We start from the raw sequence: 17,711 nt of genomic DNA, 5'->3' as shown, positions 1-17,711 counted from the left end.
CGAGATGGAAAACCTGCTCGACGGTTGGGGCATCACGCTCGCCACTTTCTCACCGCTGGTGGGGGCAGCGGTCATGATGCTCATCCCCCGGGAGCGTGAGGACCGGCACAAGATGGTCGCGCTCGTTACCTCGTTGTGGGTGGCGTTCGTGGGCGTGCTCCTCCTTCTGTCGTTCGACCTGGACCACACCGACCGCCTGCAATTCGCGGTCGACCGGGTTTGGATCGACGTCATCTCCAGCCACTACTCGGTGGGCATCGACGGCATGAGCCTGCCGCTGATCCTGCTGACCATGCTGGTGGTTCCGGCGTGCATCGTCTACAGCTGGAACCACTTCCCGGAGCCGACCAACCCGAAGGCCTTCCTGATCCTGATCCTGATCCTCGAGACGGGAATGATCGGCACCTTCGTAGCCCAGGACCTGGTGCTCTTCTTCGTGTTCTTCGAGGTCGTGCTCCTGCCCATGTTCTTCATGATCGCCGTGTGGGGCGGAGAAGACCGGCGCTACGCCTCGCTGAAGTTCTTCCTGTTCACCCTGTTCGGGTCGGCCCTCATGCTGGTCAGCTTCCTGGCCCTGTTCTTCCTCACCGGAGCTGAAACCTTCACCTTCACCGGCCTGGCCGACGCCGTGGCCCACGGCGGCGTGTCCCGCACGGCCCAGCTGTGGATCTTCGGCGGCATGTTCCTGGGCTTCGGGATCAAGGTGCCGATGTTCCCATTCCACACCTGGCTGCCCGACGCCCACACTCAGGCGCCTACCGTCGGTTCGGTCATCCTGGCTGCCGTCCTGTTGAAGCTCGGCACCTACGGCTTCATCCGGATCGCCATCCCGATCCTGCCCGAGGCGGCGGTGGCCTGGGCCCCGTGGATCGGCCTGCTGGCCGTGGTGGGCATCATTTACGGCGCCCTGGGCTGCTTGGCCCAGACGGACATGAAGCGCCTGATCGCCTTCTCGTCAGTGGCCCACATGGGCTTCGTGATGCTGGGCATCGCCACGCTGACCGACTTCGGGATCAACGCGGCAATCATGGGCATGGTCGCCCACGGCCTGATTACCGGCATGCTCTTCTTCCTCGCCGGCTCGGTGAAGGAGCGGTACCACACCTTGGAGATCAGTCGCCTCGGCGGCCTCCTAGTGCAGGCCCCCCGCATGGGCTGGATCTTCGGACTCTGCGCCATGGCGTCACTGGGTCTGCCGGGCCTGGCCGGGTTCTGGGGCGAGTTCCCAGCCATCCTCTCGGCGTACAACCCAGCAAACGGTGTACCCGTGGAGACCTTCCGCACCTACATGGTGGTGGCCGCCCTGGGCACCGTGCTGGCCGCCGGCTACCTCCTGTGGCTGCTCCAGCGGGCCGCCTTCGGGACGCCGCCGAGCGAGTTCGCCGACGATCCGCACATCACTGACACCACGAAGCACGAGTGGATCTCCTGGGCGCCGTTGCTGGCCCTCATCGTGGCCATCGGCATCTACCCCAACCTGGTCTTCCGGGTCACCGACGGCGCGGTGGACGCTTCGTTGACCCCATGCCTCACCGTGGAGGCGGGCGAGGAAGCCGAGGCCCTGGGATGCGGCGAGGCTTATGGCTTCGACGACCACGGTTCCGAAGCCGACGACGAGCACGCGGCCGGGAACTAGCCCGTGGCTCACGACCTCCTTATCCTGGCCTTCCAGAGGCCGGCGATCGACTGGCACGGCATCGCGCCCGAGCTCGTGCTGCTCTCGATGGGGGCCCTGATAACGCTGGTCGACATCCTGTTCCTGGAGAAGGCCCGTCCCTACACAGCGGGCCTAGCTGGCCTTGGCTTGCTGGCCACCGCCGTTCCCCTGCTGACTCTGGCCGTGGACGGTGCCGACCGGGTGATGTTCAGCGGCGCCTACGTGGTCGACGACTTCTCGCTGGTAATGAAGGCCGTGTTCCTGCTGGCTGGATACGTGGTCGTCCTACTGTCCACCAACTACGTGGCCGAAGGGGACTACTGGGAGAACGAGTATTACGGCCTGCTTCTGGCCTCAGTCATGGGCATGGTGATGATGGCTTCGGCCCGCGATCTGGTCTCCATCTTCGTGGCCCTGGAGTTGCTGTCCATCCCGGCGTACCTGCTGGTGGCGTGGCGCAAGCGGGACCTCCACTCCACCGAAGCCGGCCTTAAGTACTACCTGATGGGTGTGTTCGCCTCGGCGGTGATGCTCTACGGCATGTCGCTCCTCTATGGCGTGACGGGCTCCACCCTGCTGTCCGAAATAGGTGCCGGCGTAGCCGCCGCAGGGACTTCGACGGCCGTCGTGACCATGGGCATCGTGTTCGTGGTGGCCGGCTTCGCCTTCAAGGTGTCGGCCGTCCCGTTTCACACCTGGGCACCCGACGTCTACGAAGGGGCGCCCACCCCGGTCACCGCCTTCCTGTCGGTGGCCTCCAAGGCGGCAGGCTTTGTTGCCCTGCTGGCCCTCGTCTTTGTGGGTTTCTACTCCCGCAGCGAGGTGTGGGAACCGTTGATCTGGATCCTGGCCGCCCTGTCCATGACGGTCGGCAACCTGATCGCCTTGCGCCAGACCAACGTGGTGCGCCTCATGGCCTACTCGGGCGTGGCCCAGACGGGCTTCATGATCGCCCCGCTGGCCGTGGCCGGCCACGGGCTGGCCAACGGCGACCAGGCCCTGTCGGCCACCGTCACCTATCTGGTCATCTACACGGCCATGAACCTGGGTGCCTTCGCCGTGATCATCTCGCTGGCTCGACGGACCGGTTCGGCCGACGTCACATCGTTCGCCGGGGCCTTCCATTTCGCACCCGGGTTGACCATCGCCATGACGGCATTCCTGTTCTCGCTGGCGGGCATCCCACCGCTGGGCGGATGGTTCGCAAAGTTCGAGGTGTTCCGGGTGCTGGCCACGGCTGGCGAGCCGTGGGGCTACGTCCTGGCCGCCGTAGGTGCCGTGAACTCGGTGATCGCCCTCTACTACTACGCCGCCCTGGCCCGTCGCATGTGGGCCGACGACCCGCTGCACGGCGACCGGGACCCGGTTCCTGTGACGCCGTCGCTGGCCTCGGCTCTCGTCCTGTGCGGCGTGGTGACGCTGGCCTTCGGTGTGGCGCCCCAGTTGGTGGCCCGCTTCACCGACGTCAGCCTGCTGGCCCTCGGAGGCTGACATCGACGACCGGCCGTTGGCCGATCGCCTCGCTGAGCGGATCCGCTCCTCGGGACCGCTGCCCTTCGACCAGTGGGTCGAGGCCTGTCTGTACGACGAGGCGGGCGGCTTCTACGCCTCGGGCGGTGCAGCTGGCCGTCGGGGAGACTTCCTGACCTCGCCCGAAGTCGGGCCCCTGTTCGGTGCCGTAGTGGCTAGATGGCTAGACAACCGGTGGGAGGCCATGGGCCGACCGACGGACTTCACCGTGGTCGAAGCGGCGGCCGGGGTAGGAACGCTGGCTCGCAGCATCCGAGACGCCCAGCCGGCCTGCCTGGCCACCGGCCAATACGTCATGGTGGAGCGTTCAGCAGCCCTACGGTCCCAACAACCGGTCGACGACAGGGTGCGGTCAGTAGCCGACCTGGCAGAGGCCTTCACCCGAGGGCTTGTGCCCGGTGTGGTCTTGGCTAACGAGCTGCTGGACAACCTGGCCTTCGGTCTGCTGGAAGCCACAGGCGGTCGGTGGCACGAGATTCGAGTCGACGTGGATCAGACAGGAGAGTTTGTCGAGACCCGGGGCCCGGTTGTCGAACCGCCGGTGTCCGTCGAGCCAGATGACGGTGCCCGGATCCCCGTACAGGCTGGGGCGGCCCGGTGGGTCAGCACCGCCCGGTCGTCGCTGTTGGACGGGTCGGTGCTGGTCGTGGACTACGCCTCGTCCACCGAGGAGATGGCCTCCCGCCCGTGGACCGACTGGCTAAGGACCTATCGCGGCCACGGACGGGGCGGGCCGGCCACCGCGGTTCCTGGCGGGCAGGATGTGACCGTGGAGATTGCCGTCGACCAGTTGCCCGACGGTGCGGTGACCACCAACCAGGCGACCTTCCTCGGTGAGCACGGGATCGACCACCTGGTAGACGAAGGGCGGCAGGTCTGGAAGGAGCGGGCCGGGCTGGGCGACCTAGAGGCCCTGCGGGCCCGGAGCCGAGTGGCCGAGGCTGAGGCGCTCCTGGATGCCGATGGCCTGGGAGGGTTTACGGTCCTGGAGTGGTCAGCCGCCGGCGGCGGCTGACCGGACGACCGTCGCTGACTAGGGTCCGGTCCCCGGCCGGAGCCACGGAAGGCTGGCAGGGAACCACGGGGGCGACATGGGCGAACCGACCATCGAGGACTACTACGTCGAGGACCGGACGTTCCCGCCGTCCGAGCAGTTCACCGCCGCAGCAGCACTCAGCGATACCTCGCACCACGAGGAGGCAGCTGCCGACTACGAGGCCTTCTGGGCCCGACAGGCCCGCGAGCTGCTCACCTGGGACGAGGACTTCCACACCACCCTGGAATGGGACCTCCCTTTCGCCCAGTGGTTCGTCGGAGGGAAGCTGAACATGTCGGTCAACTGCCTGGACCGGCATGTGGAGGCTGGCCTGGGCGACCGCATTGCCTACTTCTGGGAGGGGGAGCCGGGCGACACCCGGGAGATCACCTACGCCGATCTACTGGACGAGGTCTGCCGGTTCGCCAACGTCCTGAATGGGCTGGGCCTAGAGCGTGGCGACCGGGTCGCTATCTACATGCCGATGATCCCCGAGCTACCGGTGGCCATGCTGGCCTGCACCCGTATCGGGGTAGCCCACAGCGTGGTCTTTGGCGGTTTCTCCCCCGATTCCATCGTGGATCGCTGCGAGGACGCCGAGGCCCGGCTGGTCATCACCGCCGATGCCGGCTACCGCCGTGGCGAGCCGTCGGCCCTGAAGGTCAACGTGGACGCCGCCCTAGAATCCGGCGCCCCGTCGGTGGAACACGTGGTGGTCGTCAACAGGTGCGACACCGAGGTGACGATGGTCGAGGGCCGCGACCTCTGGTGGCACGACCTGATGGCCGGGGCCTCAAGCGACTGTCCGGCCGAACCTATGGACTCCGAGCAGTTGCTGTACCTGCTGTACACGTCAGGGACCACGGCCAAGCCCAAGGGCATCATGCACACCACCGGCGGCTACCTGACCCAGGTGGCCTACACCCACCGGACGGTTTTCGACATCCGGGCCGACGAGGACGTCTACTGGTGCGCGGCCGACATCGGCTGGGTGACCGGGCACAGCTACATCGTCTACGGCCCGCTGGCTAACGGGTGTACCTCGGTTATGTACGAGGGCACTCCGGACACCCCGCTTCCCGAGTTCCGTACCGGCGACCGGTCCTCATGGCCCCGGGATCGGCTGTGGGACATCATCGAGCGCTACGGGGTTACCCAGCTGTATACCGCCCCGACGGCGATCCGGACCTTCATGAAATGGGGAACGGCCGAGCCGTCGGCCCACGACCTGTCCTCGCTGCGGGTGCTGGGTACGGTGGGCGAGCCCATCAACCCTGAGGCCTGGATTTGGTACCACACCCACATCGGAGGGTCGTCGTGCCCCATCGTGGACACCTGGTGGCAGACCGAGACCGGCGGCCACATGATCAGCCCACTGCCCGGTGTCACGACCACCAAGCCGGGCTCCGCCTGCCAACCCATTCCCGGGGTGTTCGCCGAGCTGGTCGACGACGCAGGCCACCCGGTGGCCCAGGGGGGTGGCTACCTGACCATCACCCGGCCGTGGCCGTCGATGCTGCGGGGCATCTGGGGTGACCCGGAGCGTTACACCGAGACCTACTGGTCACGGTTCGAGGGCCGGTACTTCGCCGGTGACGGCGCCAAACTGGACGAGGACGGCTACCTGTGGCTCCTAGGTCGGGTGGACGACGTGATGAACGTGTCCGGCCACCGCATTTCGACCACCGAAGTGGAGTCGGCCCTCGTTGACCACCCAGCGGTGGCCGAGGCGGCCGTGGTGGGGGCCACCGACGACACCACCGGTCAGGCCATCGTGGGCTACGTCATCCTGAGGGGGACCCATGAGGCGTCGACCGAGCTGGGCGAGGAGGTCCGGGCCCACGTGGCCACCAAGCTGGGACCCATCGCCCGACCCAAGGCCGTGGTCTTGGTACCCGACCTGCCCAAGACCCGGAGCGGGAAGATCATGCGCCGGCTGCTGCGCGACGTGGCCGAGGGACGAGACCTGGGTGACACGACGACTCTGGCCGACTCGGGTGTGGTCGACGAGATCCGAATCCGGGCCGCCGAGTCCCCACAGGAGGACTGAGCCACGGAAGCCGTTCACTTCCCCGGGACTCGTCCAGGGGCCCGCGGGCCCGCAGTGGTGGTCGACGTCGATGGAGTGCTGTCCGACGCCTCGGGGCGTCAGCACCTGCTGGCCGGCGAGACCCGGGCCTGGGACCGCTTCTTTGAGGCGACAGTCACTGACCCTCCGATCCCGGAGGGGATTCGCCTCGTGGAGCACTTGGTGGGTGGCCGCACGACCATCTTGCTGACGGCCCGTCCGGCCCGCTTGGTCGACACCACGACGGCGTGGCTGGACCACCACAGCGTGGGATGGGACATGCTGGTCATGCGCGCCGACGGCGACCACCGCAGCTCACCGGATGTGAAGGCCACCGCCCTGGCCGGGCTGCGGGCCGACGGCCACCAGGTGGAGTTGGCCGTGGACGACGACCCCCGCAACGCCGAGATGTACCGGTCGGCGGGGGTCCCGACGGTCTACCTACACTCCGGCTACTACGACCTCTGATCGCTGCTCGGTCGGTGGCCGGCGCGTTCCGGCGGGCGGGTCGCCGCCGTACCATGGACCTCCAATCAGACGAGGAGCACGCCCTTCCCATGTTGAACACAGCCAAGACCTTCGCTCTTCTGGCCCTCTTAGGAGGCCTATTCATCGTCGTGGGTGGTGCCATCGGAGGCAACGGCGGGATGGTCTTCGGCATGGCCCTGGGCCTGGCCTTCGTCGGTGGCTCGTACTGGTTCAGCGACCGCATCGCTATCGCTTCAGCCAAGGCGGTGCCAGCCGATCCGGTGGAGTACCCCGAGTACCACCGCATCATGCGGGAGCTCTCAACAGCGGCGGACCTACCGATGCCGAAGCTCTACGTCACGCCCAACCCGCAGCCCAATGCTTTTGCTACCGGCCGCAATCCGGACCACGCCGCGGTGGCCGTCACCCGCGGGCTGCTCGAAATGCTGGACAGGACGGAGGTCCGGGGCGTGCTTGCCCACGAACTCATGCACGTTCGCCACCGCGACATCCTCATCGGGTCGGTGGCCGCCACCATCGGCATGGCCATCACAATGATCGCCCGCATGGCGATGTTCGCCGCCATGTTCGGAGGAGGTGGTCGTGATCGGGGCCGCAACCCGATTGGCGGGATCGCCTTCGCAATCCTTGCCCCGATGGCCGCCATGATGATTCAGGCGGCCATCAGCCGGAGCAGGGAGTTCCAGGCCGACGCCTCAGCGGCCCGCCTGATTGGCGACGGTGAGCCGTTGGCCCGGGCGTTGGAGAAGCTCCAGATGGCAGCGGGTCGGATCCCGTCCGGCGTAGATCCCAATCAGGCCTCGGCCTACATCGTGGATCCCCTGCGGGCCCAGGCCCGAGGGGGTGGTGGTTCCCGCATGTTCTCGACTCACCCACCGGCCGAGGAGCGCATCGCACGGCTGCGGACCGGCGACTGGAGCACCGGCCCGATTGTCCGCTGACCGCCGTCCGACCGTTGGCCGTGGTTTCCTGTCCGGCGTCAGTCCCGGAAGTTGGTGAACTGGAGGGGGATTCCCAGGTCAGCGGCCTTGAGCGCCGCGATGACCTCCTGCAGTGCGTCCCTTTTCTTTCCCGTCACCCGTACCTGATCACCCTGGGTCTGGGACTGGATCCCCTTGAGGCCCAGGTCCTTGATGGTCCGGTTTAGCGTTCGGGCCCGGTCAGAGTCGATACCCGCCTGGAGCCCGGCCAACTGGCGGGACCGGCCGCCGCTGGCCTCGTCCACTGTGCCCCAGTTCAGGGACTTCAGCGAGACCTTCCGGCGGACCAACTTCTCTTCCAGAACGACGACCAGGGCGGCCAGACGGTCTTCGGTGGAGGACTCCAACTTGATGGCACCGTCTTGGAGCTCCACGACGGAGTCGGTCCCCTTGAAGTCAAACCGGGTACGGACCTCACGGGCTGCCTGGTCTACGGCGTTGCGGACCTCCTGGAGATCGATTTCGGACACGACGTCGAAACTCGGCATGCGCGCACCCTATCCAGTTGGCGCGAGCCGTCCGGGCGGGGGATCCGGTAGGGGAGACTTGGGGGCGTGGATAGCCTTCCCTTCTCCTGGGTCGGTGCCCGAGTGGCCAAAGGGAACGGGCTGTAAACCCGTCGGCATTGCCTTCGGAGGTTCAAATCCTCCCCGGCCCACCAGACGAGGTATGTGGGCGGGTCCGCTTTGGCGGGCCCGCCGCTGTCCCGGGTTCTGACCGCTGGGAAGCCTGATCCGTCGGGTCAGGCTTCGTCGAAGACAACCTGCATGACCGTGACGTCCTGCCAGCGCCCGAACTTGCGCCCCACCTGGCGTTCCACCCCTACCTCGCGGAAGCCGTGCTTGGCGTGCAGGGCTGTGCTGGCCTCGTTGTTCCCACCGATCCGGGCGATTACTGAGTGAAAGCCGCTGGTGCGGGCCACCTCCAAGAGGTTCCCCAGGAGCCGGTCGGCGACGCCGCGGCCCCGGTGGTCGGCGGCCACGTAGACGGAGTTCTCCACTGTGCTGCGGTAGGCGGCCCGTTCGCGGAACGGTGACAGCGAGGCGAACCCGGCCACCTCGTCGTCGATCTCGGCTACCAGCACGCTGAACGCACCGGCTCGAGCGGCCAACCATTCTTTCTGGTCCTCGAGGCTGCGTTCCACCAGGTCGAAGGTGGCCGTCGAGGTGATCACTTCGTGGTTGTAAATGGCCCGGATCGCCTCTGTGTCGCCGGACCCGGCAAGCCGGATCTCCATGGGGCCGACGGTACCTTGCGGCCGGGCGGGGACGGGGCGGACCAGGACCCGCGAGGCTTGCGGCGACGGCTATCGGCGGTGGGAAAGGCCGGATCGCGTGGCATCCTTGTGCCCGGCCATCGCGAGGTGGTCAGGCTCCCTTAGCTCAGTCGGCAGAGCGTCTCCATGGTAAGGAGAAGGTCGACAGTTCGATTCTGTCAGGGAGCTCGCTGGCGACGTAGCTCAGCTGGTGAGAGCGCTCGACTCATAATCGAGAGGTCGACAGTTCGAATCTGTCCGTCGCTACAAGCATCGGCTCGAGCCAGTGGCCGATACGACAAAGTGCCCGCCACGGAGGGCCACCGAAGGAGCGAAGCCGACATGGCGTCCGACAAGCGAACACAGGTCACCCTGGAGTGCCAGGAGTGCAAGCGCCGGAACTACATCACCACCAAGTCCAAGGCGAACACACGCGAGCGCATCGAGCTAAAGAAATACTGCCGTTGGTGCCGTAGCCACGTGGATCACAAGGAGACGCGCTGAGTGTTCTCCGACCGGCAGTCCAGTAGCCGGTCGTCGGGTTCAGGTCCGTCCCCACGAGGGGATGGTCAGAGGCCGCTGGTAACCTTCGCTCCTACCGCCCCCCGATTCCGACTCCGGGTCGGAGGTCGGGACTCAGGGCAGTGGCTCAATTGGTAGAGCACCGGTCTCCAAAACCGGCGGTTGGGGGTTCGAGTCCCTCCTGCCCTGCAAGACCGGTCGCCGTGTCCGTTTATCCTTATCCCGCCTGGGCGCGCGTCGTCCGTACCGCCAATAGCCTGACCTACCGTTCCGATACTCGATCCGAGGCCCGACAATGTCGATGAACCGCGAGCAGAAGCGCATGCTGCAGCGTCAGGGGGAGGTCGACGCCGACGGCGAGCCGATCCGCCAGCGTCGCCAGCAGCAGCGTCCTGCTGAGGAGCGGACCGGGATCGCCCAGTTCAGTCGCGAGGTCCGTGCCGAGTTGCGCAAGGTCGCCTGGCCGTCACGTTCGGAGACCGGTAACTACACCACGGTGGTCATCATCACCATCCTTGCCATCACGGCCGTGGTAGCCGGCCTCGACTGGATCTTCTCCCAGTCCGTCCTGGAGCTGTTCGACGTCTGATGAGCACCACCGAAGAACCCGAAGCCACCACCGACGTCGTCGACGTGGCAGCCGATCTCCTACCCACCGGTACGGTCGAACAGACCGTTGCGGTCGTTGACGAGGTGCCCGAAGGCGGCCTCACCACTGACGCGGCTGCTGACCTGCTGCCCACCGGTGACGCCCCGTCCGAGCCCGACGCCCCGGCCGCCGACGAGCCGGTGGTCGAGGTGCTCGACGAGGACGATCTGTTCGACGGAGACGGAGACGGGGAGCCGGCTCCCGTGCGGGAAAGCGCCTACGACCGTCCCGGCGGCTGGTACGTGGTCCACACTCAGTCGGGCTACGAGAAGAAGGTCAAGCAGAACCTCCAGGCCCGCACCACGTCGATGCACCTCGAGGATCGCATCCTCGAGGTCGAGATCCCGATGGAGGACGTCGACGAGTTCCGTAGCGGTAAGAAGGTCACTGTCTCCAAGAAGGTCTTCCCCGGCTACCTGCTGGTGCGCTGCCACCTCGATGACGAGGCCTGGAGCGTGATCCGAGACACCCCGGGGATTGTGAACTTCGTCGGGGCGGGGGGTAAGCCGTCCAAGTTGGGCCGGCGTGAGGTAGAGACCTTCCTCCCGGTGGCCGACGAGTCTGAGGCCGTGGTGCCCAAGCGGTCCAAGGCACGCTTCGGGTTCGGTGTGGGTGAGACGGTCCGGGTCAAGGAGGGGCCGTTCGCCGACTTCTCCGGCGCCATCGTGGAGATCAACGAGGATCAGCTAAAGGTCAAGGTGCTGGTCAACATCTTCGGCCGTGAGACTCCGGTCGAGTTGGAGTTCGCCCAGGTCGCCCAGCTTTAGAGGAGACCGGCGCGACGGTTCACCGAGGTTGCCGATCGTTGAGCGTCGCACCAGACTTGACCGTTCCCCCCATCGACCCCGGTGGTCGATGACCGAGACCCGGCGTCCCGGACCGACGTAGTACAACGAGACACGAGCAGAGAACCATGGCTAGGAAGCAAATCGCCGCGATGGTGAAGATCCAGATCCCCGCAGGTCAGGCGTCGCCGGCCCCGCCCGTGGGTACGGCGTTGGGTCCCCACGGTGTGGCCATCATGGACTTCTGCAAGGAGTACAACGCCAAGACCGAGGACAAGCGCGGCCAGATCGTCCCGGTGGAGATCACCATCTACGAGGACCGGTCGTTCACCTTCATCACCAAGACGCCGCCCACCTCGTTCCTCATCCGTCAGGCCGCCGGCCTGGAGAAGGCTTCGGAGAACCCCGGTCGTGAGCAGGCGGGATCGATCACCTGGGACCAGGTGGCCGAAATCGCTGAAGCCAAGATGCCCGATCTCAACGCCATCGACCTTGAGGGCGCCAAGTTGCAGGTAGCCGGAACGGCTCGGAGCATGGGTATCGCAGTCGGCTAAGCACCGACACCGGATTCAAATCACAAGTCGCCGCCCGCTGGGCGGTTCCGGGACAGGGGAGGACCTCGCCCCGCCGGAGGACACGACTGGGACGAGGGAGCCAGGAGAGGGCGACATGGGCAAGTCAGGGAAGCGGTACGACACGGCAGCGGCCGGATTCGACCGGGACCAGATGTACTCGGGTTCCGAGGCACTGGGTCTGGTGTCCTCGCTGGCCGCTGCGAAGTTCGACGAGAGCATCGACCTGCTGATTCGACTCGGCGTTGACCCCCGGAAGACCGACGAGATGGTGCGAGGCACCGTGGCCCTCCCGTCGGGGACGGGCCGAGACGTCCGGGTGGCGGTGTTCGCCCAGGGCGAGGCTGCGGCGGCCGCCCGTGAGGCGGGAGCCGACCATGTCGGAGCCGACGACCTGGCCGCCGAGGTCGAGGGGGGCATGCTGGATTTCGACGTGGCCATCGCCACCCCGGACATGATGCCTGCCGTCGGCAAGTTGGGGCGCTCCCTGGGCCCCCGTGGCCTCATGCCGAACCCCAAGTCGGGGACGGTGACCGACGACGTCGCCAAGGCGGTAGGGGAGTTCAAGGGCGGCAAGGTCGAGTTTCGGACTGACCGGTTCGGCAACGTTCACCTGCCCATAGGAAAGGCCAGCTTCGAGGCCTCGGACCTATCGGCGAACCTGAAAGCGGCTGTCGAGGAACTAGAGCGTCTGAAGCCCTCTTCGGCTAAGGGCCGCTATCTGAAGAAGGTGTCGGTGTCCTCGACGATGGGCCCGGGCATCCGAATCGATCCGCTGCGGGTGGCCGAGTAGTCGTCCGTGACGCGCCCCAGTCGGGGCGTGGGTGGGGCTCCGGAGCGCCACCGATATCCTGACCACCACAATCAACACGCTCACCGAAGACCTCCGGGTTGCGCCCTGGCGCAGAACGAGATTCGGCACCGTCCGATCCGAGGATCACGGCGTCGACTCCGCCCGAGCAGGGGAGCCCTCCTGATCGGATGCGGGCAACCGGCCCGGCCCCGGTCGACGGTGCGTGTGGCCGGCTCCGGCCGGAAGCAGCAACCGAGATCGGGCGAAGCGGCAGGGCCGCTACCGACCGAGAAGACGAAGGAGGAGGTGTGAGCGTGGGTGAACCCCGAGCCGAGAAGGTCGCGGTCGTCGAGGAGGTCCAAGAGAAGTTCTCGGCCAGCAACGCTGTGGTACTGACCGAGTACCGAGGGCTGGACGTCCCAGCGTTGGCCGCGCTTCGTCGGTCCCTCCGCGAAGCCGGAGGCGAGTACAAGGTGTACAAGAACACCCTGGCCCGCTTCGCTATCGAGGAACTGGGCCTGGACCTGGGAGATCTGCTCACCGGCCCCACGGCCATCGCCTTCACCGGTGAGCAGCCCGACGGTTCAGCTGGCGATCCAGTTGCCTTGGCCAAGGCCCTTAAGGACTTCGCCAAGGCCAACGACTCACTGGTTATCAAGGGCGGCCTGCTCGACCAGCAGCGGCTGACCGCCGAGGAGATCTCCAACCTGGCTGAGATCGCCCCCCGCGAGGTCCTACTGGCCCAGTTGGCCGGCGCCATGGCGGCGCCCATGCAGCAGTTCGCGGCGCTCCTCCAGGCACTGCCCCAGAACATGGCATACGCCCTGCAGGCCCTTATCACCCAAAGTGACGACACACCGGGCGTTCCGACTTCCGATGAGGCGTCCACCGACGAGGAAACCGATGCAGCCGATGCCGCCGACGAGGTGGCGGTTGCTGACGAAGCCGATGCGGAGGTCGCCGATGAGGCGTCCACCGACGAAGCCACCGACACCGACAACAAGGAAGAGGAGTGATCATGGCGACGAAGGAAGAGATCCTCGACGCGATCGCAGAGATGAGCGTGCTGGAGCTGAGCGAGTTACTGAAGGACTTCGAGGAGAAGTTCGGTGTGACCGCAGCTGCCCCGGTGGCCGTGGCCGCCGCCGCCCCGGCGAGCGACAACAGTGATGAGGAGGAGGAGCAGGACTCCTTCGACGTTGTCCTGACCGGCGCTGGCGACAAGAAGATCCAGGTCATCAAGGAGGTCCGTGCGCTCACGAACCTCGGGCTGAAGGATGCCAAGGACCTTGTGGACGGTGCCCCCAACGCCGTTTTGGAAGGTGCCTCCAAGGAGGACGCCGAGAAGGCCAAAGAGGCCCTTGAGGCCGCCGGCGCTTCGATCGAGCTTAAGTAGTCCGGTCGGCGGCGTCGCCGCCGACCGATACGTGACCCCCGGGGCGCACCCCGGGGGTCACGTAGTTTTCGGATTACCCGAAGGCCGACCGGGGTTGTGGCTCATACACGATCGGCTTTCCCGACGCAAGGTCGCGCATTGCGGTTCGATGACGGTGCTTGACCACCGGAAAGGGGTCACGTACCGTTTGCCCCGGACCGACCCTTCGGGGTCTGGTTGTGCTGCCCGCAGGGTTGCGCTGTTGGCCGCGCGGGCACTAGTATTCCCTGTTGCCGTGGTCGCGCCCGTCGTTCGTGTTGTTTTCGACACGTCCCCTGTCGCGTTTTCGGCTCGCCCACGTTCATGACTCTCGGCCAGGAGTTCTAGGTGTCTGCTCGCCCCCTCGTTCGGGACCGTTATTCGTTCGGCAATCTGGAGGAAGTCCTCCCGCTGCCACACCTGATCGACATCCAGCGGAAGTCCTTCAAGTGGTTCCGTAGGGACGGGATCGCCGACACGTTCTCTGACCTCAGTCCGATCACGGACTTCAGTGAGACGCTCTCGCTTGAGCTGGAATTCGATCCCAAGGACGAGGACCTTTGCCCTCCGCCCAAGTTCACGGTGGAGGAGTGCAAGGAGAAGGACATGACCTTCTCCGCCCCGATCTTTGTACGAGCCCGCTTCATGAACGCCGACACCGGCGAGATCAAGGAGCAGACAGTCTTCATGGGGGACTTCCCGATGATGACCGAGAAGGGGACCTTCGTCATCAACGGCACCGAGCGAGTCGTGGTGTCCCAACTCGTCCGATCGCCGGGCGTCATCTTCCAGCCTGGTGAGCGTTACCGGCTCCGGAACCTGGCCAAGCACCAGCTGGTCACCGGCACCATTCACCCCTACCGCGGCGAGTGGATCGAATTCGACGTCGAACAAAAGCCAGGTAAGGACGTCACCGCCGGGACCCGTGTAGCCCGCAAACGTCGCCTTTCGATGTTCACCCTCCTGCGGGCTCTGGGCTACGACGAGGAGAACGAGCCGGGCTTCCTAGAACGCTTCGTCCGCCACTTCGACTACCTCGAGGGGCAGTGGGAGAAGGACAAGGACCTCGCCCCCACCCAGGAGGAGTCCCTCCTGGAGATCTACAAGCGGGTTCGCCCCGGCGAACCGCCCTCGGTCGAGGCCGCCCGGGCCTACCTGCGCAACGCCTTCTTCGAGTCCCGGCGTTACGACCTGTCCCGGGTCGGGCGTTACAAACTGAACCGTAAGCTCGGCCCCGAGATCGAGAAGAACGAGAAGCTCTTCGGCATTGAGTTAGAGCGTCCCGATCCCGACTCGCCGGTCCTCACCCGGTCCGAGGTCCTGTCTACCTGCACCTACCTGCTGCACCTAGCCAAGGGCGAGCCTGGCTATCGCCTTGACGACCAGGACCACTTCGCCAACCGTCGCATCCGGTCGGTGGGCGAGCTCATCCAGAACCAGCTGCGCATCGGGCTGTCCCGGATGGAGCGCGTAGTTCGCGAGCGGATGACCACCCAGGATGTCGAGTCCATTACCCCGACCTCGCTGATCAACATCCGACCCGTGGTGGCCGCCATCAAGGAGTTCTTCGGCACCAGCCAGCTCTCCCAGTTCATGGACCAGGTGAACCCCCTTTCCGGGCTGACCCACCGCCGTCGCCTCTCGGCCCTCGGTCCCGGTGGCCTGTCCCGTGAGCGAGCCGGCTTTGAGGTCCGTGACGTCCACTTCTCCCACTACGGCCGGATGTGCCCAATCGAGACCCCGGAGGGCCCCAACATCGGCCTCATCGGTGGTCTGGCCACCTACGGCCGGGTGAACCCCTTTGGCTTCATCGAGTCGCCGTACCGGGCCGTGAAGAGGGGCAAGGTCACCGACGAGATCCTCTGGCTAGCCGCCGACGAGGAGGAGGAGTACGTCGTCGCCCAGGCGAACGCACCCCTCAACCCCAACGGAACCTTCCGCAACGAGCGGGTCCTTGTCCGGCGGTCGCCGCAGGCCGCCTCGCTCCAGGACCTCCGGCTCCAGTTGGAACAAGACGTTTTCTTTGGCGCCACGACTGAGATCTCCTACGTGCCGCCGGAAGAGGTCCAGCTGATGGACGTCTCACCGAAGCAGATCGTGTCTGTGGCCACCGCTCTGATCCCGTTCCTCGAACACGACGACGCCAACCGTGCCCTCATGGGAGCCAACATGCAGAGGCAGGCGGTGCCGCTTATCCAGTCCGAGGCCCCGTACATCGGCACCGGTATCGAGGCCAGCGCCGCCCACGACGCGGCGGACATGCTGCTTGCCCTCGAGGACGGCACGGTAACGGCGGTCGACGGCACCACGGTGACGGTCGACTACCGGAAGTCCGGCTCGACGGTCCACCCGCTGCTCAAGTACGTGCGGTCCAACCAGGACACCTGCATCAACCAGAAGATCCGGGTCGCTCCAGGCCAGCGGGTGAGGTCGGGCCAGGTGCTGGCCGATGGCTCGTCCACCGACGACGGTGAGTTGGCCCTCGGTAAGAACCTCCTCGTGGCCTTCATGTCGTGGGAGGGCTACAACTTCGAAGACGCCATCATCCTGTCCGAGCGCCTGGTCAAGGACGACGTCCTGACGTCGATCCACATCAAGGAGCACGAGATCGACGCCCGAGACACCAAGTTGGGGACCGAAGAGATCACACGGGACATCCCCAACCTGTCGGACGAGATCCTGGCTGACCTGGATGATCTGGGCATCGTTCGGGTGGGTGCTGAGGTGGCGCCCGGCGATGTGCTGGTCGGCAAGGTCACGCCCAAGGGTGAGACCGAGTTGACCCCGGAAGAACGTCTTCTCCGAGCCATCTTCGGCGAGAAGGCGCGTGAGGTGCGCGACACCTCGTTAAAGGTTCCGCACGGCGAGGCGGGCAAGGTCATCGATGTCAAGGTGTTCAACCGCGACGACGGTGACGAGTTGCCTCCTGGCGTCAACCAGCTTGTCCGGGTCTACGTGGGTCAGAAGCGCAAGATCAGCGTGGGCGACAAGTTGGCTGGTCGGCACGGCAACAAGGGCGTCATCTCCAAGATCCTTCCCGTCGAGGACATGCCCTATATGGCCGACGGGACGCCGGTCGACATCATCCTCAACCCGTTGGGCGTTCCGTCACGGATGAACGTCGGGCAGGTACTGGAGGCTCACCTCGGGTACTGCGCCCGGTGGGGTTGGGAGATCGGTGGCGAGGGTGTCGGGTCCGACCCGGTGCGCGGCATCGAGAAAAAGACTCGTCCCTCGACCGAGCCCGCCGTCCACGTGGCGACGCCGGTGTTTGACGGGGCCCACTGGGACGAGGAGGACCGGGCCGGCCGACACCCCACGATCCAAAAAATCCTGGCCAACCTGCGACCCGAAACAGCTGACGGCGAACGCCTAGTCCAGCTGGACGGTAAGGCCACCCTCTACAACGGGCGAACCGGTGAGGCGTACGACAGCACGGTGATGGTGGGGTACGTCTACATCCTGAAGCTGGCTCACCTGGTGGACGACAAGATTCACGCCCGCTCCACCGGTCCGTACTCGATGATTACCCAGCAACCGTTGGGCGGGAAGGCCCAGTTCGGTGGCCAGCGGTTCGGCGAGATGGAGGTGTGGGCTCTGGAGGCGTACGGCGCCGCCTACTGCCTGCAGGAACTCCTGACCATCAAGTCGGACGACGTACTCGGCCGGGTGAAGGTTTACGAGGCCATCGTGAAGGGCGAGAACATCCCCGAGCCCGGCATCCCCGAGAGCTTCAAGGTTCTCATCAAGGAGATGCAATCTCTTTGCCTGAATGTCGAGGTGATTGGCGAGGACGGACGAGAGATCGAGATGCGCGACTTCGACGAGGACGTCTACCGCGCCGCCGAGGAACTCGGCATTGACCTATCCCGCCCGGAGCGGGGTTCCGACGAAGAGGACGAGCGCCGGGCCGCCGGCCTCGTTCACTGACCCTTACGACACGAACAACGAGACGCAGGAA

16 protein-coding genes and 4 tRNA genes are annotated in these 17,711 nt (G+C 65.9%); 18 read left to right on the top strand and 2 right to left on the bottom strand.

Features of this window, described 5'->3' with window-relative positions:
• Positions 1-4 precede the first annotated feature (4 nt).
• The 6 genes from MK181_00490 (at position 5) to MK181_00465 (ending at position 7,721) form a co-directional block, all read left to right on the top strand.
• A complete protein-coding gene (locus tag MK181_00490) occupies positions 5-1,636 on the top strand; it encodes an NADH-quinone oxidoreductase subunit M (GenBank protein MCH2418273.1) in 1,632 nt (543 codons plus the stop codon).
• 3 nt (positions 1,637-1,639) lie between these two features.
• Complete coding sequence (locus MK181_00485; protein MCH2418272.1) at positions 1,640-3,148, top strand: NADH-quinone oxidoreductase subunit N; 1,509 nt, start codon at positions 1,640-1,642, stop codon at positions 3,146-3,148.
• Between the two features lie 16 nt (positions 3,149-3,164).
• Positions 3,165-4,202, top strand: coding sequence for an SAM-dependent methyltransferase (locus tag MK181_00480; GenBank protein MCH2418271.1), 1,038 nt, complete (start codon positions 3,165-3,167; stop codon positions 4,200-4,202).
• A 76-nt stretch (positions 4,203-4,278) separates the two neighbouring features.
• Positions 4,279-6,273: an acetate--CoA ligase gene (acs, locus tag MK181_00475; protein MCH2418270.1), complete on the top strand. Its 1,995-nt coding sequence runs from the start codon at positions 4,279-4,281 to the stop codon at positions 6,271-6,273.
• A gap of 57 nt (positions 6,274-6,330) precedes the next feature.
• Positions 6,331-6,759 carry a hypothetical protein gene (locus MK181_00470; GenBank protein ID MCH2418269.1) on the top strand — a complete coding sequence of 143 codons (429 nt, stop codon included), beginning with the start codon at positions 6,331-6,333 and terminating at the stop codon, positions 6,757-6,759.
• Between the two features lie 53 nt (positions 6,760-6,812).
• Positions 6,813-7,721, top strand: coding sequence for a M48 family metalloprotease (locus MK181_00465; GenBank protein MCH2418268.1), 909 nt, complete (start codon positions 6,813-6,815; stop codon positions 7,719-7,721).
• A 38-nt stretch (positions 7,722-7,759) separates the two neighbouring features.
• Here the strand turns inward: MK181_00465 and MK181_00460 are convergent, their stop codons facing one another.
• A complete protein-coding gene (locus MK181_00460; GenBank protein ID MCH2418267.1) occupies positions 7,760-8,248 on the bottom strand; it encodes a YajQ family cyclic di-GMP-binding protein in 489 nt (162 codons plus the stop codon).
• Positions 8,249-8,336: 88 nt separating this feature from the next.
• On the opposite strand from MK181_00460, the gene MK181_00455 reads away from it, so the two are divergent.
• Positions 8,337-8,421, top strand: a tRNA-Tyr gene (locus MK181_00455).
• A gap of 81 nt (positions 8,422-8,502) precedes the next feature.
• Here the strand turns inward: MK181_00455 and MK181_00450 are convergent.
• On the bottom strand, positions 8,503-8,997 hold the full coding sequence (locus MK181_00450; protein MCH2418266.1) for a GNAT family N-acetyltransferase: 495 nt from the start codon (positions 8,995-8,997) through the stop codon (positions 8,503-8,505).
• A 134-nt stretch (positions 8,998-9,131) separates the two neighbouring features.
• Between MK181_00450 and MK181_00445 the strand changes: the two genes are divergently transcribed.
• The 11 genes from MK181_00445 (at position 9,132) to MK181_00395 (ending at position 17,680) form a co-directional block, all read left to right on the top strand.
• Positions 9,132-9,204 (top strand) — tRNA-Thr (locus MK181_00445).
• A 4-nt stretch (positions 9,205-9,208) separates the two neighbouring features.
• Positions 9,209-9,282 (top strand) — tRNA-Met (locus MK181_00440).
• 75 nt (positions 9,283-9,357) lie between these two features.
• On the top strand, positions 9,358-9,519 hold the full coding sequence (gene rpmG / locus MK181_00435; GenBank protein MCH2418265.1) for a 50S ribosomal protein L33: 162 nt from the start codon (positions 9,358-9,360) through the stop codon (positions 9,517-9,519).
• Between the two features lie 134 nt (positions 9,520-9,653).
• Positions 9,654-9,726: transfer RNA gene (locus MK181_00430), tRNA-Trp, on the top strand.
• 112 nt (positions 9,727-9,838) lie between these two features.
• Positions 9,839-10,126, top strand: coding sequence for a preprotein translocase subunit SecE (gene secE, locus MK181_00425; protein ID MCH2418264.1), 288 nt, complete (start codon positions 9,839-9,841; stop codon positions 10,124-10,126).
• Positions 10,126-10,953 (top strand): transcription termination/antitermination protein NusG, encoded by an 828-nt coding sequence (nusG, locus tag MK181_00420; protein ID MCH2418263.1) that lies wholly within the window; start codon positions 10,126-10,128, stop codon positions 10,951-10,953. The genes secE and nusG overlap by 1 nt, the downstream gene beginning before the upstream one ends.
• A 146-nt stretch (positions 10,954-11,099) precedes the next feature.
• Positions 11,100-11,525, top strand: coding sequence for a 50S ribosomal protein L11 (gene rplK, locus MK181_00415; GenBank protein MCH2418262.1), 426 nt, complete (start codon positions 11,100-11,102; stop codon positions 11,523-11,525).
• A 115-nt stretch (positions 11,526-11,640) separates the two neighbouring features.
• Positions 11,641-12,336 (top strand): 50S ribosomal protein L1, encoded by a 696-nt coding sequence (rplA, locus tag MK181_00410; GenBank protein ID MCH2418261.1) that lies wholly within the window; start codon positions 11,641-11,643, stop codon positions 12,334-12,336.
• Positions 12,337-12,650: 314 nt separating this feature from the next.
• Positions 12,651-13,352: a 50S ribosomal protein L10 gene (gene rplJ, locus MK181_00405; GenBank protein ID MCH2418260.1), complete on the top strand. Its 702-nt coding sequence runs from the start codon at positions 12,651-12,653 to the stop codon at positions 13,350-13,352.
• Complete coding sequence (gene rplL, locus MK181_00400; GenBank protein ID MCH2418259.1) at positions 13,349-13,732, top strand: 50S ribosomal protein L7/L12; 384 nt, start codon at positions 13,349-13,351, stop codon at positions 13,730-13,732. The genes rplJ and rplL overlap by 4 nt, the downstream gene beginning before the upstream one ends.
• 366 nt (positions 13,733-14,098) lie before the next feature.
• Positions 14,099-17,680, top strand: coding sequence for a DNA-directed RNA polymerase subunit beta (locus MK181_00395; GenBank protein ID MCH2418258.1), 3,582 nt, complete (start codon positions 14,099-14,101; stop codon positions 17,678-17,680).
• Positions 17,681-17,711: the final 31 nt, after the last annotated feature.

The sequence above is a fragment of the Acidimicrobiales bacterium genome, from assembly GCA_022452035.1.
Taxonomy (GTDB): Bacteria; Actinomycetota; Acidimicrobiia; order Acidimicrobiales; family MedAcidi-G1; genus UBA9410.
Note: the sequence above shows the minus strand (reverse complement) of the source record. Positions and strands in the feature narration are given on the sequence as shown.